16 protein-coding genes are annotated in these 25,241 nt (G+C 37.7%); 12 read left to right on the top strand and 4 right to left on the bottom strand.

Annotation, left to right across the window (positions count from 1 at the left end; translation table 11 throughout):
• Nucleotides 1-141 precede the first annotated feature (141 nt).
• The 10 genes from BUA76_RS03295 to BUA76_RS03250 all read left to right on the top strand — a co-directional run bounded on the left by BUA76_RS03295 (nt 142) and on the right by BUA76_RS03250 (nt 20,272).
• Complete coding sequence (locus BUA76_RS03295) at nt 142-3,510, top strand: T9SS type B sorting domain-containing protein (protein ID WP_072883418.1); 3,369 nt, start codon at nt 142-144, stop codon at nt 3,508-3,510.
• A gap of 75 nt (nt 3,511-3,585) precedes the next feature.
• Nucleotides 3,586-6,726, top strand: coding sequence for a T9SS type B sorting domain-containing protein (locus tag BUA76_RS03290; protein WP_072883417.1), 3,141 nt, complete (start codon nt 3,586-3,588; stop codon nt 6,724-6,726).
• A gap of 282 nt (nt 6,727-7,008) precedes the next feature.
• Nucleotides 7,009-9,819 (top strand): T9SS type B sorting domain-containing protein, encoded by a 2,811-nt coding sequence (locus BUA76_RS03285; protein WP_072883416.1) that lies wholly within the window; start codon nt 7,009-7,011, stop codon nt 9,817-9,819.
• A 173-nt stretch (nt 9,820-9,992) separates the two neighbouring features.
• Nucleotides 9,993-12,803 carry a T9SS type B sorting domain-containing protein gene (locus tag BUA76_RS03280; protein WP_072883415.1) on the top strand — a complete coding sequence of 937 codons (2,811 nt, stop codon included), beginning with the start codon at nt 9,993-9,995 and terminating at the stop codon, nt 12,801-12,803.
• Between the two features lie 250 nt (nt 12,804-13,053).
• On the top strand, nt 13,054-16,371 hold the full coding sequence (locus BUA76_RS03275; RefSeq protein WP_228408453.1) for a T9SS type B sorting domain-containing protein: 3,318 nt from the start codon (nt 13,054-13,056) through the stop codon (nt 16,369-16,371).
• 162 nt (nt 16,372-16,533) lie between these two features.
• Nucleotides 16,534-17,322, top strand: coding sequence for a hypothetical protein (locus BUA76_RS03270; protein ID WP_083573145.1), 789 nt, complete (start codon nt 16,534-16,536; stop codon nt 17,320-17,322).
• Nucleotides 17,323-17,476: 154 nt separating this feature from the next.
• Nucleotides 17,477-18,262 (top strand): DUF6759 domain-containing protein, encoded by a 786-nt coding sequence (locus BUA76_RS03265; protein WP_072883413.1) that lies wholly within the window; start codon nt 17,477-17,479, stop codon nt 18,260-18,262.
• 65 nt (nt 18,263-18,327) lie between these two features.
• A complete protein-coding gene (trmB, locus tag BUA76_RS03260) occupies nt 18,328-19,005 on the top strand; it encodes a tRNA (guanosine(46)-N7)-methyltransferase TrmB (protein WP_072883412.1) in 678 nt (225 codons plus the stop codon).
• 139 nt (nt 19,006-19,144) lie between these two features.
• The gene (locus tag BUA76_RS03255) at nt 19,145-19,783 is read left to right on the top strand and encodes a DUF6759 domain-containing protein (protein WP_072883411.1); all 639 of its coding nucleotides are present in this window, start codon (nt 19,145-19,147) and stop codon (nt 19,781-19,783) included.
• A gap of 33 nt (nt 19,784-19,816) precedes the next feature.
• The gene (locus BUA76_RS03250) at nt 19,817-20,272 is read left to right on the top strand and encodes a DUF6759 domain-containing protein (protein WP_072883410.1); all 456 of its coding nucleotides are present in this window, start codon (nt 19,817-19,819) and stop codon (nt 20,270-20,272) included.
• A gap of 81 nt (nt 20,273-20,353) precedes the next feature.
• On the opposite strand, the gene rpsB is transcribed toward BUA76_RS03250, so the two are convergent.
• From rpsB to rplM, 3 genes are all read right to left on the bottom strand, one after another.
• The gene (gene rpsB, locus BUA76_RS03245) at nt 20,354-21,115 is read right to left on the bottom strand and encodes a 30S ribosomal protein S2 (protein WP_029295347.1); all 762 of its coding nucleotides are present in this window, start codon (nt 21,113-21,115) and stop codon (nt 20,354-20,356) included.
• Between the two features lie 208 nt (nt 21,116-21,323).
• Nucleotides 21,324-21,710 carry a 30S ribosomal protein S9 gene (gene rpsI / locus BUA76_RS03240; protein WP_072883409.1) on the bottom strand — a complete coding sequence of 129 codons (387 nt, stop codon included), beginning with the start codon at nt 21,708-21,710 and terminating at the stop codon, nt 21,324-21,326.
• A 5-nt stretch (nt 21,711-21,715) separates the two neighbouring features.
• A complete protein-coding gene (rplM, locus tag BUA76_RS03235) occupies nt 21,716-22,171 on the bottom strand; it encodes a 50S ribosomal protein L13 (RefSeq protein WP_027381190.1) in 456 nt (151 codons plus the stop codon).
• A gap of 207 nt (nt 22,172-22,378) precedes the next feature.
• Between rplM and BUA76_RS03230 the strand changes: the two genes are divergently transcribed.
• Nucleotides 22,379-23,632: a PKD domain-containing protein gene (locus tag BUA76_RS03230; RefSeq protein WP_083573144.1), complete on the top strand. Its 1,254-nt coding sequence runs from the start codon at nt 22,379-22,381 to the stop codon at nt 23,630-23,632.
• A gap of 163 nt (nt 23,633-23,795) precedes the next feature.
• Entirely contained in the window at nt 23,796-24,896 is a 1,101-nt protein-coding gene (locus BUA76_RS03225) for a DUF3667 domain-containing protein (RefSeq protein ID WP_072883407.1), read from the top strand.
• Here the strand turns inward: BUA76_RS03225 and BUA76_RS03220 are convergent.
• On the bottom strand, nt 24,893-25,225 hold the full coding sequence (locus BUA76_RS03220) for a hypothetical protein (RefSeq protein WP_072883406.1): 333 nt from the start codon (nt 25,223-25,225) through the stop codon (nt 24,893-24,895). The genes BUA76_RS03225 and BUA76_RS03220 overlap by 4 nt on opposite strands.
• Nucleotides 25,226-25,241 lie beyond the last annotated feature (16 nt).

Here is a 25,241-nt window from a genome sequence, read left to right as displayed (position 1 = left end):
TTATTTATCAATTATAAGATCTATTGATACATTAAAAATATATTAAATATTCAGTAATCTTATATTCAATACATTATATCTGTTAAATTTATATAAATAATTGATTTTTAATACTTACATTTGCATCCCTTATTGACAAACATGAAAAAACTTCTACTAACCATTTGTACTTTTTTTTGTTTATTATGTAATGCACAGCTTGATACAGACCACTGGTTTGCACCTATGGCGTCAAAAGTCGGAAACAGTAGCTTACAAGGTTACCTATATCTCTCAACCAATGAGACAACTCCCTTTAATGTTCAGATTTTCAATAACAATGCATTATATACAACTGTACAGGTAAGCAAAGGTAATCCTGCGGAAGTAACAATTCCGGATTCTTTCCTCATCACTACTAATCAGCAGGATCTTTTCGTTCCTAATTCTATGGGAATGTATGTGAAAGGACCTAAAAAGTTTTTTGCGAATTACAGGTTTTCTCTTCAGAATCACGCAGAAATTATCACATCCAAAGGACTGGCCGGGCTGGGAACCACTTTTTATGCAGGAATGGCTCCGAACAACAGCAATTCTCCTAATATAAGTGTTCCAATCATTAATTCAATGATAGGCGTAACAGCTACTGAAGATAACACATCAGTAGTGATTTCCGGATACAATCCAAACGTTATTTTTTCAGATGGTTCTTCCACACCCACAAAGACTTTCACCCTAAATAAGGGACAATCCTATATTATGGACGTACTCGCCGCTGACAGCCCGTTTAATCTTGACGGACTGATCGGTGCAAAAATAGTAGCCACAAAACCAATTTCCGTGACAAATGGAAATTTTAACGGAATGCATTATCCGGCGAACGGCCTCACAAACAATGATATCCTGATGGATCAGGCAGTACCGGTAGACAGGCTTGGAAAAGATTTCGTAGTGGTAAAAGGTAATGGCTCCGGAAACTCACCAATGGAGTCGGCACTGGTAATTGCCACAGAAAACAACACCCAAATTACGGTAAATGGAGTTAATTCAGGGGTAACCCTGAATGAAGGACAATATTATATGATCCCGAGCAGCAATTACATCAATCAGGGAAACGGAATATATAATATGGGAATTTCCACCAGTAAAAATGCTTATGTATATCAGTTTTTGGCAGGCGTTTCCGGCGGAAACGAGTTTCCTACCGGAGGAATGAATTTTATCCCACCGCTAAGCTGTTTCCTTCCCAATAAAATTGATGAGATCGGTTTTATTAATAAAATCGGAAACCAGACATACAGCACAAGGCTTAATATCATTACCCAAACCGGTGCAACTGTCACTTTAAACGGAAACGCCATCAATGCAATTTATGGCCCGGTTTCTGTGAATGGCAACCCGAACTGGGTAACTTATTCTATTCCAAGTGTTTCAGGAACCATTACTGTAAATTCCACTAAGTCTGTTACAGCAGGAATTGCTGCCGGAAGTGGTGCTGTAGGATACGGCGGTTATTTTGCCGGATTTTCATCAGTTCCCGTCATTTCAAAAACCGGCGACTGCTACCTGGGAATTCTTTTACAGGTGGACAATACCTATGATGCCTATCAATGGTATCTCAACGGAAATCCGATTTCGGGTGCAACTTCATATTCTATTAACCCTGAATTATATGGAGCAGGAACATACACCTGCCTCGTTACTAAAAATAATTGTGAGTCAAAATTAACTACCGGCTACAATTACACGCTGTGTCCACCCATTACGACAACAACCTATAATATCGGTTCGTGCAATACCAAAGCTATTTCTCCTGCTTTTACAACATCGACTCAGACGATAGTACCTGTCAATACAAGTATTATTCTGGCACCAGCTTCAGGAACAGCAGCCGTAAATCCTGTAACAGGACAAATTACCTATACACCTAATCCAGGTCTTACGGCAGACACCACAGATAGCTTTATTTACTATGCTGAAGGCAACGGAAATCCTGCTGATTTTGAGTATTTTAAAATTATTATCAATATAGATGTTTTACAAACGTCAAACGGCTCATTAACTTCATGTACCGATTCAAATGGAAACGGAACATTTGATCTTACTTCAGTAAATGTCACTCCGGATTCCGGAACTACGGTTCAGTATTTCACCAATGCTGCATTAACAGGCACCCCGATAGCTAATCCTACAAATTATAATGCCCCGGCAGGAATCGTTTATGCCAGCGTCACCTCCCAATACGGATGCACAAAGGCTGCACAAATCACATTAACTACCAATCCTTCACCTTCCGTAAATACGGGAAATTTTAATGCAACGTTATGTGATGATAATTTCGACGGAATTGTGAATGTAAATTTTACAACAGTTACCCCCGCAATTGTCACCAATCCTGCTGTCGTGAACGTAAGATATTATCTTCAGCAGACAGATGCTAATGCTGGAAATACCAATAATTTACCTGCCAACTGGAGTTATACGGCCAATACAACAGTATATGTTCGTGTAGATGCCCTTACAGGAAACTGCCCGCCTGCTTTTGGCCAGATAAATTTCAAAATAGGCAACAGAATTACATTAATTGCCGGTTCAGCAAACACCGATATCTGTGACAATGACATCAATGGCTCCGAAAGTATAAATTTAAATGACTATAAAAATCTGTTTACCAATAATGCAGGTGTAACTTTAACATTCCACACAACATTGGCCAACGCACAGGCCGGAACTAACTCTATATCTCCGGCCCAGGTTATTACTGCAGCTTCAACTGTCTTTTACATAAGATTTACGAGCGCAACAGAGTGCCCAATCACAGGGGTTTTAACAATACTTTTAAAGGCTCCGAAAAAATCTGATGTTCTGAAAGATCAAATTGTTTGTGATGGCGAAAAAGTTATTTTAGATGCAGGTCCCGGCTTTACCTCTTACAAATGGAATACGGGCGCAACAACACAAACCGTAACCGTAGGCATGGGAAGCTATTATGTAGATCTCGAATTCAATGGATGCATATACCGTCAGACGGTAAATGTGACCACTTCGCCCTCCCCAACGATTACTAAAATTGAAGTATCAGGTTATAATGCAACAGTTTCCGTTTCAGGCGGAACCCCTCCTTATCAATATTCTTTAAATGGAATTGATTATCAGACTTCTAATGTATTTACAGGCTTATCAAGAGGTTTACATACCGCATATGTTCTGGGTGCAGACCAATGTTCTCCAGTGATAAAAGAATTTTTAGTATTAAATCTGATCAATGCAATTACCCCAAATGGAGACGGAATTAATGATGTCCTGAATTACTCAGATCTTAAAATTAAACAAAACGTTTCCATAGAAGTTGTAGACCGCTATGGAGCTCCTGTCTACAAGTCTTCTGATAAAAGCTATATCTGGGACGGAAAGGTAAATGGCAGGCCATTGTCTACGGGAACTTATTGGTATGTACTGAAATGGACGGAACCTGACACCAAATTACCGGTTTCGTATTCCGGATGGATTTTGATTAAAAATCGTGAATAAAAACAACTTTTTAATGTTTTTTTAACAATATATTGAATAATAGTTTATTTTTGTAAAAATCATAATCCATACCATATGAAAAGATTTCTATTATCTTTCGTATTAATGCTTTTTGCAGTTAATACTCTTTTTGCACAGAGAGATACGGAACATTGGTTTGCACCGATGAAGAACAAAACAGGTTTAACCGGAGGCGCAACCAGCCAGTCCATCTATTTCTCAACTGATTCCACGGTTCCGTTTGATGTGGATATTTACAATAACAACACCGTAATTGCTACTGTGAATATTGTTAAAGGAAGCCCAGTTATATACAATCTTCCTATAAATGCCGGAAACTCAAATATTGTTACGTCATTACAGGCCGATGTTTTCACGCCGATTACAAAGGGTATTTATACAAAAGGTTCCAAACCTTATTATGCTAATTTTAGAATTTCGGTTCCGAGTCACGGTGAAGTTATCACCTCTAAAGGGAAAGCCGGAATCGGTAAAAAGTTTTATGCAGCTGCTGCACCGATAACCGATGTTTCCGGAGGAGGAATTTACAACTTCACGACAGGAATCCTTGCAACGGAAAATAATACTGTGGTTACGGTTTCAGGATATTCTCCAAGTGTTGTGTTTTCAAACGGCACTACGGGAGCTACTACTCCATCCATGTCTTTTACCCTTAATAAAGGACAATCTTATATTATCGAAGGAGTTGGAAACCAGTCCGGAAATGCCACCGGATTCATTGGAGCAAAAATTGAGGCCGACAAGCCCGTATCCGTAACCAATGGTAACTTTAACGGCCAGTTTGCATGGGGTGCCGTAGGAGGAAGTTCGGATATCATTATGGACCAATCTGTTCCGGTAGAACGATTAGGAAATGAATTTGTCTTGGTAAAAGGAAATGGTAATGTTTCCGCCCAGATGGAGGATGCCCTGGTCATTGCTACGGAGAACAATACAGAAGTACGCATCAACGGCGGCCCGGTAGTTGCAACTCTTAACGAGGGGCAATTTTACAGAGTAAACGGTCCCAATGCCAATACTCCCGCCAATAACGTTAATTATATAAATCAGGGCAATGAACATTATAACATGTACATTAAAACTTCTAAAAATGTATATGTTTACCAGCTTCTTGCAGGCCTTGCAACCAGTATTGCCACATTAGGATACAATTATATTCCGCCTTTGAACTGCTTCTTACCACGAAAAATTGATGAGATTGCTTTAATCAATGACCTGAATGGCGTTACAAACGATATCAAATTAAACATTTTGACAGAGGCAGGAGCTGCTGTTACCTATACCGTAGGAGCAGGAGCACCAGTTACGCCAACTGCAGCACAGGGACCATATCCAGTTCAGGGAACTACAGCATGGGTTTCCTACTCCATTGCAGGATTGTCCGGTAACATTACGGTAAATTCCACAAAAGCAGTAACAGCAGGTATTGCAGGAGGAAGTGGCGTTGTTGGATATGGAGGATATTTTGCAGGGTTTTCTTCTGTTCCTGTAATTGCCAAGCAAACCGGAGACTGTGTTCCGGGAATCGTTCTTGAAGTTGATGACAGTTTTGAGACCTATCAGTGGTTTTTAAATGATGTTGCAATTCCGGGCGCTACACAAAATGTATATACTCCGACTCAGGCAGGAAACTACACGGTAAAAGTAACAATGGGAACCTGCCCTCCGGTAACAACTCCTATCTACAAGGTATTTTCATGTATAAAAAATACGACAACCAGCCTTAATGCATGTGCTACGAAAGTAATTACCCCTGCATTTTCATTCAACACAACACAGACTCCTGTGGCAAGCACAGTAACTATTCTCACCTATCCCGCACACGGAACGGCAACACTGAACCCTTCAACAGGACAGATTACCTATATTCCGAATCCCGGATATTTAGGCGCGGATACTATTGTTTATCAGTTCTGCGGTAATGCAACGGAGTTTATTGATTGCGAACAAGTAACTTTAAATTTAAATGTTGTTCCTTTCATTTTAAATGACACCACCATTAAAGCATGTCAATATAACGGAAAAGGGTTCTTTGATCTGACAACAGCTGTTGTAACATTATACAATCCTGTCACTAAGAAATTCTACCCTACATTGGCAGATCTTAATGCAGGAACAAACCTGATCACTAACCCAACCAACTATTTTTCAGCGGAAGGATTTGTATATGTACAGGTAACCACCAATGAGGGTTGTGTTGGAAATGCCAAAATAACATTAGCATTTTTCCCTTCGCCTGTAGTAACAGAAGCAACTTTAAGTGAATGTTTCCTTGAAACTGATGAGGGGAAGGCTAAATTTGATCTTACGATTGCCAGCGTAACAACAGAAAATCCGGTTACGAAAAAGTATTATCCTACATTTGTAGATGCAAGTAACGGAACAAACGAAATCCTGAACGCAGACACTTATATCTCCGGAAACGGAACTGCCTATGTGAGAGTTTATAATAGCAACCAGTGTTATTCTATTGCGAAGGTTAATCTGAAAGTTATTCCTCCGAAGAGATCTGCAGTTCTTACTGATAAAATTATTTGTATCGACGGAAGGACCAATCTTGATGCCGGACCGGGATACGCTTCTTATGAATGGAATACCGGAGCAACAACTCAGGTACTGGAAGGCGTTTCCGTAGGTGAATACTGGGTAATTCTTGAAGACAGCGGATGCTTTGTAAAACAGATGGTATACGTGAAAAAAGCAGACACTCCGGTTATTAATGAAATTGAAATATCAAATAATACAGTAACCGTTCATGTAACAGGAGGTAAAGGACCATATCAGTACGCTGTGGATTCGCCTACCAACTGGCAGGATTCTAATGTATTTACCGGACTTACAAGAGGACAGCATGTTTTCTACGTAAAAGACGCATACAACTGTACACCTATTTCTGTTGAGATCACAGTACCTAATCTTATTAATGCGATTACACCTAACGGTGATAATAAAAATGATTTTATCGATTATAGTGAACTTTCTTACAAAGACAATCTTTCGTTTGTAGTTTACAACAGATACGGAAATAAGATTTTTACGGGCGATAAATTCAATAATTACAAATGGGACGGAAAGCATTATGATAAAAAATTAATAACCGGAACATACTGGTATCATATTAATTGGAATGAACCTAATAAAGAAAAAACTGCAATTAAATATACAGGTTGGATATTAGTAAAAAATATAGACTGATAAATACTAAATATGCATATTAAAGGCTGTCCGTGAGACAGCCTTTTTATTTAGAACTATGGCTAATTCACGGGGAACAATTCCATTTGTTTTCAAAAAATTTCGCAATATACAAAAATATTAATGACTTTAATGTAGTACTATTTATTATCAAACAATCACGATAACAAATTTAACAATTATATAACTATTGTGGTATCAATTATATATCTTTTTTGTGTTTAAAATGTATATTATATTAAAATAATGTTTTATTTTTGCATTAATCTTAATTTAACAGTTATGAAAAAAAGTTTATTTGTCTTTTTATTATTGCTCTTTGGAATTAATAATATGTTCGCACAAAAAGATACGGAGCATTGGTTTGCACCATATTTTGATACGACAAATTCTAATTATAACCACGCGTTATATTTTTCAACAGATTGTGTGATTCCTTTTGAAGTAAAGATTTATAACAATAATGCAATTATTGGTACTGTGATGATTAGCAAGGGTAACCCAAAGATATTCAACCTGAATACTAACTTTATAAGAACATCTAACCCTTCCGTTGCCGGGATTCCTAACAATATGGGAATCTATACAAAAGGAGAACACTCCTATTTTGTATCTTTAAGAATAGCATTGACTACCCATGGCGAAATAATAACTTCCAAAGGCAAGGCAGGGATTGGAACTCATTTTTTTTCAGCCGCAGCCCCTATTAAAGCTTCGGGCTCCATGTATAATTTTACTACAGGTATTATGGCAACTGAAGACGATACAACTGTGACTGTATCTGGATACGATTCTGGTGTAAAGTTTAAAAATATTCCTACCCCTACCCCTCTTGTTCTTAGTGTGACACTAAACAAAGGACAGTCATATATTCTTACTGGAAACGCAAGCATTGTGGCAAATAAAGAAGGTTTTATCGGAGCAAAAATACAAGCTACAAAACCCATTTCCGTAACTAACGGAAATTCTAATGGCTTTTATGCTACAGGACCAGTAGATGGTTCGGATCTTATTATGGATCAATCAGTCCCTATCGAACGCCTTGGGAATGAATTTGCCATGGTAAAAAGTATCTCAACAAGCCCCTATAACATGGAAGGAGGTATTATCATTGCAACACAAAATGGTACCGATATTTATTTGAATGATTCCACAACCCCAGTTGCTACTATTAATGAAGGGGAATATTATAGGATTCTTGCCAATCAATATAAAAATCAGGGAGGAGGACATTTTAACATGTATGTAAAAACCTCTAAAAGTGTTTACTTATATCAACTTGTAGGATCAGGTTCAGGCAGCTATACCGGAGGATACAATTATATTCCACCTTTAAATTGCTTTCTTCCAAGAAAAATTGACGAGATTGGCAACATTAACCTTATGCCCAATATTACATCACCAATAACTTTAAAGCTTAATATTTTGACGGAAGCAGGCGCAACTGTTACCGTAAACGGTGTTACGCCTACTGCCGCGCAGGGACCTTATCCCCTTACCGGAAATTCCCAATGGGTAACGTATGCTATCACAGGAGTTACAGGAAACATTACCGTTACCTCAACAAAAGCAGTTACAGCCGGAGTCAACGGAGGATATGGCACAGCAGGATACGGGGGATATTTTGCAGGATTTTCTTCCATACCTGTAATTACAAAAAAGTCAGGAGAATGTGTGCCCGGCCTCGTCCTTGAAGTTGCAGATAGCTACGATACTTATCAATGGTTCCTGAACGGAAATCCGATTGCAGGCGCAAATTCTAACTGCTATACGCCTACAGTCGCAGGAAAATATACGGTTAAGGTTTCAGTGGGAACATGCAATCCGGTTATCACCCCTGTATATAAAGTGTACAAGTGCGTTAAGCAAACTACTAAAAGTTTAATTATGTGTGAAGCGGATCATATTATTATGCCTGAGCTAACCAATTCTACACAAGCATATGCAGCCAACACACTTATGATAGTAACGCCTCCCGCAAACGGAACGGCAATTATCAATCAGAATGGCATGATTGTTTATACACCAAATCCCGGTTTTTTAGGAAATGACACCATTGTTTACAAGTTCTGTGGCAATGATCCTGAATTTCCAGATTGTGAAGAAGTTATTTTAAATCTAACAGTTTCTTCTAGTCCAACGGTAAACGATGTTATTTTAAGATCATGTTCAATAATCTCCAATCCTTCAACGGCTTCATTCAACCTTACGACAGCTCCTGTAACTTCAAGCCAAGGAGTTACAAAAAAATATTACCCGTCTGATACGGATGCACAGAACGGAACCAATGAAATCATGAATCCTTCTGCATATATTGCTCCAAACGGTGTTGTCTTCGTAAAAGTTAGTATTACAAGTTTATGTTTCAAAATAGCGAAAATAACGCTTGTTGTACTTCCGCCTGCACATTCAGATATACTTAAAGATAAAATTATCTGCATAGAAAAAACTACAACACTGGATGCTGGGCCAGGATTTGACGGATATCAATGGAGCACCGGAGCAACCACCCAATCGATCAACAATGTGACAGTGGGTAGCTATTGGGTAGATCTGAAGACCGGAGAATGTGTGACAAGACAAAATGTAAAAGTATACGCGTCCGAACAGCCGGTTATTTCAAATATCGAAGTATCAACTAATACGGTTACCATTAACGTTATCGGAGGAACTGCTCCTTACAGGTATTCAAACGATAATATCAATTGGCAGGATTCTAATGTATTCACAAATATACCGAGAGGTGGTATGGTTTTTTATGTAAAAGACGATTACGGATGTACACCTATTTCCACAGAAGTTACCATTCCGAATTTAGTAAATGTCATTACACCTAACGGAGATGGGATAAATGATATTCTTGATTATTCGGCACTGGCTTACAAACCGGATTTTAAATTCAGTATTTTTGATCGTTACGGAAGTAAAATTCATGAAGGAAATAAGGCAAACAGCTATAAATGGGACGGAACAATGGTAGGCAGAAAAGTACCTACAGGTAGTTATTGGTTTGATATCAGCTGGAACGAACCCAATAATAAAAAGACACCAATTAAATATACCGGCTGGATACTGGTAAAAAATATCGATTGATATAAATAATTATAATCAAAAAAAAGGACTGTCTTAAGACGGTCCTTTTTTTTGATTATAATTATCTGAAAATTTCCAAACTTATAAATATTCATTTTAAAAGTGTTTTTTAAGATAAAATAATCAGTTTTTAAAATATTCTGTTATTTTTGCAATAATCCTAATTCCTATCTATGAAAAAATTTCTATTATCTTTCGTATTAATGTTTCTTGGCATTAATACAATTTTTGCGCAAAGAGATACAGACCATTGGTTTGCGCCTTATTTTGATGTATCAAGTTCCAGCTATAACCACGGGTTATATTTTTCAACAGATTCTGTAACTCCATTTGAGGTCAAGATCTATAATAACAATGCGGTTATAGGAACGGTTACCATCAGCAAAGGAGCTCCGCAGGTTTTCAACCTTAATACCAATGTAATAAGAACCGCAACTACTTCAGCAGCAGGAGTTCCTAACAATATGGGAGTATATACAAAAGGGGACCGCCCTTATTTCGTATCACTGAGAGCTGCCGTGACTTCACATGGCGAAATTATAACTTCCAAAGGAAAAGCCGGAATCGGAACAAAGTTTTATGCAGCTGCCACTCCTATTACAACTACTGGTTCGCAATATAATTTTACAACAGGGATTATGGCTACGGAAGATAATACAACTGTTACCATTTCCGGATATGATCCAAATGTACAATTCACAAATATTCCTACCCCAACGCCGCTTACTCTCACTGTAACATTAAATAAAGGACAGTCTTACATTCTTACCGGGAACGGTGGCACCGTAGCCAACAGAGAAGGATTCATCGGAGCAAAAATAGAAGCTACAAAGCCCATTTCCGTGACAAATGGAAACTCCAACGGCTTTTATGCTACAGGAAGTAATGATGGTTCCGACCTTATTATGGACCAGTCTGTCCCTACAGATCGTCTCGGAAACGAATTTGCCATCGTAAAAAGTATTTCTACCAGCAATACAAACATGGAAGGCGGGATTATAATCGGTACCGAAAACGGCACAGATATATACCTTAATGACGCAACAACTCCTGTTGCAACAATAGATGAAGGAGAATATTACAGAATACTTGCCAATCAATATAAAGATCAGGGTGGAGGACATTTTAATCTCTATGTAAGAACTACAAAAAACGCCTATCTGTATCAGCTGGTGGGGGCAAGTTCTACCAATAATACAGGAGGTTATAATTATATACCCCCTTTAAATTGTTTTCTTCCCAGAAAAATTGACGAGATTGGTAATATTAATCTAATGCCGAATATTACATCCGCTATCAATCTAAAGCTCAATATTTTAACAGAAGCAGGCGCAGCCGTTACCGTAAACGGAGTTACTCCTACTGCCGCGCAAGGACCTTATTCCCTTACAGGAAACTCACAATGGGTAACCTACGCCATTACCGGAATTACAGGAAATGTAACCGTTACCTCAACAAAAGCTGTTACTGCAGGAGTGAACGGAGGATACAGTACCGCAGGATATGGAGGATATTTTGCAGGCTTCTCTTCCATTCCGTTAATTGCAAAACAAACGGGAGATTGTATTCCCGGCCTTGTACTTGAAGTAGATGACAGCTATGAAACATACCAGTGGTTTTTAAACGGAAATCCTATTCCAGGTGCTGATACTAACAGCTATACACCTACTGTTGCAGGAAACTACACTGTAAGAATTACGGTGGGATCCTGTGCTCCGGCTACAACGCCAATCTACAAAGTGTATACCTGTCTTCAAAATTCTACTAAAAACCTTACTGTCTGCGAAGGATTTCAGGCGATTATTCCGGAATTTACCAATTCCACACAGACCTATGTCGCCAGCACGGTAACCATTGTAACACCTCCGGCAAACGGAACAGCTGTTATTGATCCGAACGGAGTGATTATCTATACCCCTAATTTCGGATTTGCAGGTACAGATACCATTGTTTATAAATTCTGCGGTAATGATCCCGAATTTACAGACTGCGAACAGGTTACTTTAACGTTAACGGTTTCTGAAAGCCCGACGGTAAATGATGCCACGTTAAGATCATGCTTTATAGAATCAAATCCTGCAACAGCTTTATTCAATTTGACAACTGCTCCTGTAACAGGAACTACCGGAGTTATAAAACAGTACTACCCATCCCCTACCGATGCACAGAATGGAACCAATGAAATCCTGAATCCTGACAACTACATTGCGCCAAACGGTGTTGTTTTCATAAAAGTCAGCAATGTTAACGGATGTTTCAGAATCGCGAAAGTCACCTTAGTTGTACTTCCGCCTGTGTATTCAACGGTGCTTGAAGATAAAATCATCTGCATGGAAGATACGACAACATTAGACGCTGGAGCAGGCTTTGACGGATACCAATGGAGCAACGGAGCAACAACACAGTCGATCAATAATATGACGGTGGGTACCTATTGGGTAGATCTGAAGACCGGAGACTGCGTAACAAGACAGCAGGTAAAAATATATCCTTCTGAACAGCCGGTCATTTCGAGTATTGAAATTTCAAACAATACTGTTACGGTAAACACAATCGGTGGAACGGCACCTTACAGCTATTCATCAGATAATATCAACTGGCAGGATTCTAATGTATTCACAAATGTTCCGCGAGGCAACACCGTATTTTATGTAAAGGATGATTATGGCTGTAATCCTATTACAGTGGAAGTTACCGTTCCGAATTTAATTAACGTCATCACGCCTAACGGAGACGGGATAAATGATGTTCTTGATTATTCGGCGCTGTCTTACAAACCGAATTTTAAGTTCAATATTTTTGACCGGTACGGAAGTAAAATCCATGAAGGAAATAAGGCAAACAGCTATAAATGGGATGGAGCAATCGGAGGCAAAAAGGTATCAACAGGCAATTATTGGTTTGATATAAGCTGGAATGAACCTAATAGCAAGAATACGCCAATTAAATATTCCGGATGGATTATGGTAAAAAACAGAGAATAGATATTTATCAATTATAATTCAATAAGAGACTGTCTTTCGAGATGGTCTCTTTTTGTTAAATTATATTCTTAACTGAAAACATGATCCTGAGCAGTTTATTTTGTTTATTTTAAATAATACAATTGTATTTTATTATTAAATTTGTAATAAAAGCAATAACTTAATGAAAAAAGTTTTATCTATTTTATTTATATTTTATTTCTTGAGCTCTTTGTTTGGTCAATTGGACAGAGAGCACTGGTTTGCACCTATGATAGATAGAACTGCAAATCCCAATCCTTTCCAAAGACTTTATCTTTCCACAAACCGTACGACACCCTTTCCCGTAAATATTTACAATAACAATACAATAATTGCCACTGTAACCATCAGCAAAGGGAATCCTCAGAAAATTGACATTCCGAGGGATATGATTATTACAACACAGCAGACCGACCTTTTTACGACAACTACAAAAGGTTTGTATGTAAAGGCAGAATTTCCTTTTTATGCCAATTTCAGATTTTCAGTTTTCAATCATGCCGAAATTATAACTTCCAAGGGAATACCTTCTACCGGAAAGCTTTTTTATACAGCGAATGCCCCGATTACGGTAAGTAATAATATCCTGAACTTCATGGCAAGCGTTCTGGCAACGGAAGACAATACAACTGTTACGGTTTCGGGGTACAAACCCGGGGTACAGTTTTCTAATGGTACAACCGGTACTACCAATCCTACAATAACTTTTACCTTAAATAAAGGGCAATCCTATATCATCGACGGAATAGGAAATATTCCCGGGAATTCTGACGGCTTTATAGGGGCTAAAATTGTTTCAGACAAACCGGTAAATGTTACAAACGGTAATTTTAACGGACAATATGCCGGAAATTTTAACACCAGCTCTGATATCCTTATGGATCAGGCTGTTCCCGTAGAAAGGCTCGGAAACGAATTTGCTTTGGTAAAAGGTAACGGAAGCCTTACTTCGAATATGGAGGGAGCTCTTGTAATTGCGACTGAAAATAATACTGAAGTACGCGTTAATGATGAAACAGCGCCAATTGCTACATTAAATATCGGACAGTATTTCATGATTCCCGGCTCAAAATATCAGCTACAGGGAAACGGGCACTATAATCTGTACATCAGAACTTCAAAGAATGCATATATCTACCAGGTTCTTGCCGGAGCAAGCAATACAGGAAACGAAGTTGCAACAGGAGGATTCAACTTTATTCCCGCGCTCAACTGCTACTTGCCTAAACAAATTAACGAGCTTGGTCTAATTGATGAAAACTTTGTGTTTTCAAACGGAAATCCTGCCGGAATTCTAAATGTTCCCACAAAGCTGAATCTTATCACGGAACGCGGCGCCGTAGTTACTGTAAACGGTGCTGCACCACCTGCTACAACAGGCCCTTTTAATATGACGGGTACCAATAACTGGGTTACGTATGGAATTCCCAACACCACGGGAACCGTAACAATTGTATCTTCCAAAGCGATTACCGCAGGAATTACCGCAGGGAGTGATGCCGTAGGATACGGTGGTTTCTTTGCAGGATTCCCTACACAGCCGGTTATCCTGAAAACAGGAGGAGACTGTGCCCCCGGTATTATTCTTACCGTAGACCCTGTTATTTATGACACGTACCAGTGGTATAACAACGGAAACTTAATTCCCGGCGCTACCGGCCCGTCAATATCTCCTACCCAATCGGGGTATTACACCTGCTCCGTTACAATGGGAAGCTGTGCCCCGCTGATAACAGAACAATTCAAGGTATTAAACTGTACAAAACTTTCATCGGTAACCTATGATCTTTGTACTTCCAAAACAATTACTCCCGCATTTACAAGTTCATCTCAATCCCCTGTTCCTTCTACCGTATCTATTGTTACAGCACCAAATTTGGGCACAGCAACCGTAAACCCAACTACCGGAATTATAACCTATACGGCAACAAATCCCGGAACCGCAGCTAATGATACGTTCACTTATACTTTTTGCGGAAATGACCCGGTATTTACCGATTGTGAAACCGTAACCGTTACGATAAACATCCAGGCTGTGATTGTAAATAACGCTACGATTACTGCCTGCAACAATGGCTCCGGACAGGGAATCTTTAATTTGACATCTGCCAACGTCACCAGCAATTCTCCGGTAACAATTACGTACTATCCCTCACTCACGGATGCCCAAAATGAAACACCGGCAGCGCAGATAACTGCACCAAACGGTTATACTGCGGCAAACGGAACTATTGTATATGCTGTTGTGAAAAATAATTTAGGCTGTAAAAACATTGCCCAGATTACCCTTAATCTGTATACTTATGCCACCATCATCAACAATTATACAGGAACATTCTGTGATGACAATCTGGACGGTATAGTTGAGGTTATTCTATCCAATATCACACCTATTGTTTTATCAAACCCTACTTATTTTCCATTAGTAAGGTATTATGCGAATATAACAGACGCGAATATTGGAAATAATAATACTCTTCCAAATAACTGGACTTACACAGGTCCAACAACCATTTACATAAGAGTAGATTCTCCGGACGGATGTGCGCCGGTAGTGAAACCGCTTAATTTTATTATCGGACCTAAAATCCCGTTGACAAATGCAACCCTTTTTGAAACCGTGTGTGATGATAACCTGGATGGTTCAAAAATAATTGATTTATTGCCTTACATTAACCAATTTACTCCAGATCCATCAGTAACGCCTATTTTCTTTGCGACACAATCGAATGCACAGAATAATATTGCACCACTTGCAAATCCTGTTAATATTACCGGTCTACAAACCATCTACATCCGTTTTGAAAAAAACGGAGTATGTCCTAATATAGCCTCAATTACAATCAACCTAAAAACACCGAAACATTCCGATGTTTTGGTAAGTAAAGAGATTTGTCCGCAAACAAAAACCATTTTGGATGCCGGGCCGGGCTTTACCAGTTATGTATGGAATACCGGCGCGACAACATCCTCCATTAGCAATGTAGGACCTGGTAATTATTGGGTGGATCTTACTTTTGACGGCTGCACATACAGGCAGAATGTAACCGTAACAGAATCTGTCCTTCCGGTGATCGGCACCATCGACATCAATGGCAGTACCGTAACCATAGGTGTGAGCGGAGGAACTCCGCCTTACGAATATTCTTTGGACGGAATAAACTGGCAGAACTCTAATGTTTTTACCAATGTACCACGCGGAAATCAGATTGCCTATGTACGTGATTCCAACCGATGCGATGAGGTGATAAAACCCTTTGTCATGATTAATCTTATAAATACCATTACGCCTAATCTGGATGGATATAATGATTCTATCGATTATTCAGCATTAATGGACAAAGAAAATATTGTATTCAGAATATTCGACCGATATGGCGCCGAAATTTTTAGAGGAGATAAGTCCAACAGATTCATTTGGGATGGCAAAATCCGGGGAGGAAGACCTATAAACACAGCAACTTACTGGTATATATTAAGCTGGACCGAATCTAAAGCTACAACCACGGTAAAATACACGAGCTGGCTATTGGTGAAAAATTATTAATCTCAGAATGACTAAATAATACTTTTATTTGATTTTAGCTAGATAAGAATTATTATAACATTTATTAACAGTTTCAGATTAAAGTTTAATATAACTTTAACCAGTTTCACTACTAAAATAGGTATAAATTGATGCAATTCTGCGTAATTTTGTCCAAGTTATATGAAGAATCTATTTACCTTATTGCTGTTGGTTTTTCTGGTAAAAATTAACGCCCAGTCGTTTTCCGGCGAAGTTTTTCTTAGAGATAATTCCGTTTTATATCTCAACCAGGTATATGTTACCAATCTTACTACTCAGAAAACCGTTCTCAGTAATTATAACGGGGATTTCACCATTTCAGCAAATGCAGGAGATGTTATTCGTTTTACCTCTATTGTTACGGAAAGAAAAGATATCAGATTAACACCGCAAATGATTGCCCAGAAAAACCTGATCGAATTACGAATTGCTTATTATGATATTCAGGAAGTGGTAATCAACAGGTTCAAACCAACCGGCAATCTCAGGTACGATGTAAATGCCTTAAGAAAAGAGGACAAAGCACTTGCTATAAAGAAAGTAATCGGGCTTCCGGAACCTAAAGGAGACGGCACTCCGCCTCAGCTTCCGGTTGCAGGGCTGAGAGATGGCGGACTTACCTTCAGCCTGGAAAGCATATACGATATCCTTTCCGGCGAGCGAAAGAAAAAACAACGCTATCTGGCATATGAAAGAATGAATAATTCAGTAACACAGATTAAGAATTACCTGGGAAAAGATTATTTTGTAAAGTTTAAGATTCCTGAAAATCTTATTGATAATTTCCTTCAGTTCGTTTATACCTCAGAAAATATCGAACCGTATATTATGGCCGGAAATTTTGAGGCGATAAAAATCCCGATTGAGAAATACCTGCCAATCTACCAGCGAAGACTCAGAAATTCGCATCTCCAGGAAATTGTAAAATAATTATATAGTTTTAATGCATATTGTGTTTCAGTATGCATTTTTTTGTATTCGCCAGATTATTTTCTAATTTTATCACCTGTAAGTGCTATATATAAAATACAATATTTTACGTTATATGAACTGACAGTTTATCAAATAATAATTTTAATATTGAATGAAAAAGATTTTTTTGATTTTCGCCGCTATTTTTTTTGTGAATTTTTCTGCTCAGAAGAAGGGAAAGGATTACAGTGAAATTTTAAAGAGTAAAAATATTTATGAAATCAATGCTTTTCTGAGAGATGCCCATCCTGATGATCCCAGAAGATCGGTACTCAAGCCTCGGGTCATGGATATGATGAAAGATTACATTAAGAATGCAAAACCGGGAGATACCAAAGTAAAACAAATGCAAGACTGGCTCGCAATGCTGAAAAGACGGCCTTCTACCAAAATATCTTTTGAAGAGATGAATGCCAACATTAAGAAAAAACAGATTGCAAAATACCAGAAAGAACTTCAGGTAGGCCAGGCTGCAGTGGTATACACTCCCAGTAATCCTCAAAATGTATATATTGCGCCTTCTGTTCCGGCTGCAGCATCTGTTGCTGCCATCCCCGATACGGAAGCTTCGGAATTCAATATGCTGATGGGAGAAAACCCCGTAGAACATAAAAATAAGACTGTAAAAATCTTAAATTCACTTTTTGATAATGACCCTAATGCTAAAGAATGCATTGTTATGATTGAAAATAAATCCGACTGTAATATTATTGTAAGAATGGAAGGAATTGGCGTCACTAAATACAGACTTCCGGTTCCGGCACATGGAGACAATTCTATTGTTGTACAAAAAGGAGACTATCTTTTTACAAGCATTGTCTGCGGGGCGCAGTATGCATCACAAAAAACCATACAGAAGCCTTTTATGGTGGCTCTTGGAAGTTCTGCCAAGAAATAATTTCATAAGATTTAAAGAAAGCTCTTATAAATTTTGCTATTTTTGCAGGATTTTATAACTGTTTCATGGGTAAGAATAAATTAGCAAGATTCGCAGAAAACAAAATATTACCGAATGTTGTTCAGCCAACAAGAGAAGAAGCGCTGAACGGGTTTAACCTTAAAGGAAAATGGAGAACAGAATTTTTCAAGAATGAAAATCCCATTGTTCTTGAATTGGGCTGCGGCAAAGGAGAATATACTGTAGGACTGGCAAAAGCATTTCCTGAAAAAAACTTCATCGGTATTGATGTAAAAGGAGCAAGATTCTGGTTTGGAGCTAAAGAAGCACACGAAAACGGCATGCAGAATGTTGCTTTTCTGAGAACTCAGATCGAACTTGTAGATTATTTTTTTGCTGAAAATGAAGTAGATGAAATATGGATTACGTTCCCGGATCCACAGATTAAATACAAACGTACCAAACACAGGCTTACTCACCCGGATTTTTTAAACAGATATAAAAAGTTTCTGAAACCCGGCGGAATTATTCATTTAAAAACAGACTCTGAATTTCTTCACGGCTACACACTTGGCTTTTTGCAGGGTGCAGGATATGAAATCATTACGGCTCATCATGATATTTACGGAGCTCCGGAGTATGACCCTGGTACTCTACATCTTAGGGACATCAGAACCTATTATGAAGAGCTTTTCTCTGCTAAAGGAAAAACAATCACCTACATTAAATTTAAAATTAATTAAAAACACAAGGATGATGAAAAGAATACTATACAGAACAATCGAAGTTTAAGACAACAGCTGAAATATTTTACGGTTTGCTTTAAGGATATATATTTTATATTCTTAAATTTACTTGTAGTAAAAACACAAAAAAACGGTTATGAAAAAAAATATTATTTACATTGTGCTATGTATCCTGTTATCCTGTAAGAGTACCGGTATCGCAAACCCTTCACAAAATATTTTAGAAAGTACCGACATCAAGGAAATTGAAAATTATCTGGCGGCCACACATCCTGACGACCCGAAAAGAAGTGTTCTGAAACCCAAACTTATTGCACTAAAAAACGCTGAATGGACTAAAGGAAAAAAGGATGCCAAACCCATGGAAGCAAGACCTGTTATCAGCGAAATACCAAGTGCTGCCTTTAAGAATCCTAACTCTCAAGAGGCGGAAGAGTTTAAACGCCTTATTTCTTCCACTTCAAAAGAACATAAAGAAAAAACGGTGAAGCTGCTTGATGCAATGTTCAATGAAGACGTTAACAGCAAAGAAGTAATTCTGTTATTTAAAAATCTATCAGATTGTAACCTGGTTCTGAAAATTCAGGGAAAAGATTTTTACAATCTTGCCGTACCCGCAAAAGGTGAAAATTTTATTGTCATCAATAAAGGGTTCTATACATTAAAAGGAAATGTGTGTGATGTGGTCTATTCCTCTCAAAAAGACCTGAACAAGAGTATACTTTTAACCATTAGTACCCCTGAACCTGCTAAAGGAAATAATATAAAAATGTAAAAAGACTACATTTGTACTCATAAATCATATTTTATGAAGAAGTACGTTTCATTTTCGGCAGTGATTATTTTACTGCTGAATAATTGTGGAAGCAGCGGAAATACAAAGAATTATCCTGTAAGAAAACCTGTTTTAAGGCCGTCCGTTACCGGGAGCAGTACCACTCCTGCGGCTCAGGTAGAAAGAGAATATCAGGCTCTGATGAAAACATACAAATCTGAAACCTCTGATGTACTCACTTATTTGCTTAATGACTCCTCCAATGATCCCAGAACAGCTATTACCGTAGAAAACAACTCCCGCTGCAATATGGTTCTTACGATAAGCGGAAACAATTACTTTAAAAAAGTTCCTATAGCTGCAAATAAAATTGGAGCTGTAATGGTTCCTAAAAATCAGGCCTACAATCTTTCAGGCATGATCTGCGATGCCGTTTACCAGAAAACAAAATTTATATCAGCCCCTTATGAAGTAAAGCTTTCAAACTAATAATGAAAGTTAATACTGAATGAAATAAAAACCGCTGAATCCAAAGAATCCAGCGGTTTTTGTATGGTAAGAAAATCTTAATTATTCTCCGTCAAAGTCAGCATCTTTATCAGCAGATACTACTTCTCCTTCTTCTTTAGATTTTTCTTTATCAGCTTTTCTCTGAGACTGTCCTTCTTTGATAGCTTCAGAAACTACGCTAAGGATCATGTCGATAGATTTAGAAGCATCATCGTTTCCTGGGATTACGAAGTCTACTTTTCTAGGATCAGAGTTGGTATCAACGATACCGAAAACCGGAATCCCTAATTTTTTAGCTTCAGTTACAGCGATATGTTCTCTTAAGATATCAACTACAAATACAGCAGATGGAAGTCTTACCATGTCAGCGATAGAACCTAAGTTCTTCTCAAGGTTTGCTCTTTGTCTGTCTACTTGTAATCTTTCTTTTTTAGATAAAGTTTCGAACGTACCATCTTTTTTCATTTTGTCGATGGAGTTCATTTTTTTAACAGCCTTTCTGATTGTAACGAAATTCGTTAACATACCTCCCGGCCATCTTTCTGTAATATAAGGCATATTAAGTTCAGAAGCGTGTTTTGCAACAACTTCTTTCGCCTGCTTTTTAGTAGCTACGAAAAGAACTTTTTTACCTGCAGAAGTTAATTTTTCTAAAGCGCTACAAGCTTCATCCAATTTAACTGCTGTTTTATGTAAGTCTACAATGTGAATACCATTTTTCTCCATAAAAATGTATGGAGCCATATTTGGGTTCCACTTTCTGGTCATGTGACCAAAGTGTACGCCAGCCTCTAGAAGGTCTTTTACATTTGCTTTTGCCATGTTTTCTGTTTTTGTTAGTTTACTTTCCGTTTTTTAAACAATCAACAACTTCTTTAGATGGGAGAAGCGTTTGGATGCTAAACGTAACGGGCAAAGTTGCTGTTGGCTTATTGCTTTTGGCAACTGGCTTTCCAGCTTTGGGTTAAAAAATAATTTTTTAAAAATTTTTCTAAAGCTATCCGCCATAAGCCAATAGCCATACGCTTTTTTAACGTTTTGAGAATTGGAATCTCTTTCTTGCTTTTTTCTGACCTGGCTTCTTTCTTTCCACCATTCTTGCGTCTCTTGTAAGTAAACCAGCAGGCTTCAATGCTAATCTGAACTCAGCGTTGATTTCACACAAAGCTCTTGAAATACCTAATCTGATAGCTTCTGCCTGACCTGTATTTCCACCACCGAATACATTTACGGTAACGTCATACTGACCAACAGTTTCAGAAAGGATAAATGGTTGGTTTAATTTGTAAACCATTACATCTGTAGAGAAGTATTCTTTAGCATCTTTACCGTTTACCGTAATATTACCAGTTCCTGGCTTTACGTAAACTCTTGCTACAGAAGTTTTTCTTCTTCCGATTTTGTGAACTGTAGACATATTAATTATTTAAATTCGTTAACATTAATTGTTTTAGGCTGTTGAGCTTCATGTTTGTGCTCAGTTCCTTCATATAAGTAAAGATTCTTAAGGATCGCAGCTCCAAGTCTGTTTTTAGGCAACATCCCTTTTACTGATTTTTCCAATACTTTTAAAGAATCCTTCTTTTGAAGTTCAGCCGCAGTCATAGACTTCTGTCCTCCAGGGTATCCTGTATGCCAGATATAAGTCTTGTCGTTCCACTTGTTTCCGGAAAGAGTTACTTTCCCAGCGTTCAAAACGATTACGTTATCACCACAATCTACGTGAGGTGTATAGTTCGTCTTGTGCTTACCTCTCAAAATCTTTGCAACCGTAGAAGCTAGTCTTCCTAACGGCTGTCCTTCAGCGTCTACCACAACCCATTCTTTATTAGCAGTAGCTTTGTTCGCTGAAACAGTTTTGTAACTTAATGTATTCACACGTTTTAGTTAAAGATTAAACATAATTTTCCCCTAAAAGGGTGTGCAAAGGTACAAATTATTTTTTTATCCTAAAAACATATAAACAATTTACTTTACATTTAACCATAAATTATAGGTTGTTAATGAATTAGAATGCCTGTTGCGAAAAATTTTGAGTGTTTTGAATTTGATGAAAATTAATATATTTACAAAACAAATGATTATATGATGAAAAAATTACTATGCCTTTTTCTATTTATTATTATACCCTCTTATGCCCAAACAAATAAAAATGTTTTTTTTATAGGCAATAGCTATACTGCCCAAAATAATTTACCCCAACTGATCAGTGAAATTGCAGGCAGCACAGGAGACAATCTCAGCTATCAAAGCTATACACCGGGCGGATCTACTTTACAGAATCATGCCAATAACGCGTCAGTTTTAAGCACCATAGGCTTGGGAAACTGGGACTATGTTGTATTACAGGAACAAAGTCAGATACCTGCATTTTCCTTTTCATTTGTTCAGACGCAGTTCTTTCCCTTCGCTACTCAGCTGGTCAATTACATAAAAAGCAAAAATCCTTGCGGCAATCCCATTTTTTACATGACATGGGGACGAAAAAACGGAGACACCTCAAACTGCACACCAGGTTCTTACCTTTGTACTTACGAAGGAATGGATGATAAAATTTATGAACGCTATATGCAGGCTGCTTTAGAAAATGAAAGCCTTATTTCACCGGTAGGCCGGGTTTGGAGGTATATGCGTACACAAAATCCTATGCTAGAATTATACGAAGCTGATGGATCTCATCCTAACTATCTAGGTTCTATGATTGCTGCTTGCACTTTTTATACAACCATATTCAAAAAAGATCCCACTTTATCAACATATGACGGCAACTTATCACAATCAGAAGCAAACCTTGTGAGAAATGCCGTAAAAACTATTGTTTTTAACAATATGGATACATGGTACATTAATCTCCATGACACAAACTCCAGGTTCGATTACCAGTTATTAAATTCAAATACGGTACAATTCAACAACCAATCCGGCAGCGCCACATTGTTTCAATGGGATTTTGGAGACGGCAGCACTTCCAACATGGAAAACCCTTCCCATACCTACGCAAATACCGGAGATTACAATGTAAAACTTACTACCAACGCATGCGGAAGACTAACTACAAAAACAAAGAAAATCAGCATTACTACGCTGGCAACTTTAGAAACTCAAAAATCAGTTTTTAAAATCTATCCTAATCCGGTAAAAGATATTCTGACCATTAAAGCACCTGAAAAATTATCAAACCTGGAAATTAAAGATGCCAGTGGAAGAAGAATGAGCTGTAAGATACTCTTAACCGGTGATGAATATAAAATTATGGTACAGAATTTAAGCCCGGGAAACTACATTATTACCTGTCAGCAAAATAATCAATCTTTTTCAGAAAAGTTCATCAAAGAATAATGGTGAAATGCATCTTGCAATATAGAACAGGACGCAGCCGAATGAATTACTTAGTTATCTGATCCGTTTTTATTAAATTTTATTTAAACATTAGCTTTAAAATTTATCAATATGAAAATAGTATTGACGAAATATTTATATTTGCCATAAAACTTAATAAGCTATGAGCCACGGAAAGATCCGGGAAGATAAAACCTGCCTGAACTGCGGACACACCGTTGAAGAAAGATTCTGCCCTCATTGTGGACAGGAAAATACCGAGACCAAGCAACCGTTCCATTATCTTTTCACACACTTTATTGAGGATTTTACGCACTATGACGGACAGTTCTGGAAAACAATCAAATACCTTCTGTTCCGTCCCGGAAAGCTTACCAAAGAGTATCTTGCCGGAAAAAGGCAGACCTACGTTGCTCCTGTAAAGCTTTATATTTTTGTAAGTTTTATTACCTTTTTTCTACCATCTCTACTTTCTTCCTCAGAAGAAGAGCAGAAAACAAATGATGTTTACACTCTAAATACAAAAGAAAGGGAACAAGCAAATAAAGAGAGAGTTGCAAAAATGCTGGATAGCATCGGCAGGGAAAATAAGAATATAAAAATTCCAAAAGAAACAATTAATGACCTGAAAGTAAGCGTTGTAAACAATAATGATAGTAGAACAGATGCTGTAGGAGAAACCGAAGACGGAAAACTTACGATTCTTGGAGCTAAAAATATGAAGCAGTTTGATTCGTTGTACATTAAAAGCTCCGATAGCCGGTCCATTTTTGATTTTATGAGGCCTTTTGCAAAAAAAGTATTCCATTTCCAGGAGCAGGGCCTTAACAAAGAACAGATTTTTGATAAATTTAGCGAAACAGTGGTGCATACGTTACCTAAAGCATTATTTATTTATCTTCCTGTTTTTGCTTTTTTCCTATGGCTTTTTCACAATAAAAAGAAATGGTGGTTTTTTGATAACGGAATTTTTACGCTTCATTATTTTTCTTTCCTGCTATTGGGAATTCTGATTATAATATTTTTATCGGAACTTCTTTCCTTACTTCCGGATTACTCCATTTTTAATATCCTGAGTATTCTGATTTCTACTATAGCTATATTTTATATGTTTATCTATTTCTTTATAGCCCACCACAGAGTCTATGAAAATTCCAGAAGTATAAGTATAATCAAAGGAATGTCTTTATTTATTATCAACTTCTTTGCGCTCCTGTGCATGCTTCTTTTGCTTGTATATACAAGCTTCCGCATGATGCATTAATTGCGGAGCGTTTTATTAGCTCTGAAGCTTGCAATCAGGTAATAGGCTACAAAAACCGTAGAGAACTTCAATATGGAAGGAATCGCCAGTTCAAGAGTAAAAATCAAAGTCCCAATAAGAACTAAAATTCCCATAGCCACAAAAGACAGGCCTAATTTCTTTGCCAAAGTAAAATCCGGCGTATCTAAATAATAAGCAATTCCCCAGGCGAAACCAAAAGCAAACGCATAATAAATGTCAAGCCCTATGTTTGCAGAGCTGTAAAAAAAATAATTAATTAAAAAACTTAAAACCGTTCCCAATAAAAAATAAAGCAATGCCTTTTTCATACCATCTATAATAATA

This window comes from Chryseobacterium takakiae (assembly GCF_900129385.1).
Classification (GTDB): Bacteria; Bacteroidota; Bacteroidia; order Flavobacteriales; family Weeksellaceae; genus Chryseobacterium; species Chryseobacterium takakiae.
The sequence above is the reverse complement of the archived record's forward strand: the minus strand, read 5'-3'. Positions and strand labels throughout refer to the sequence as shown.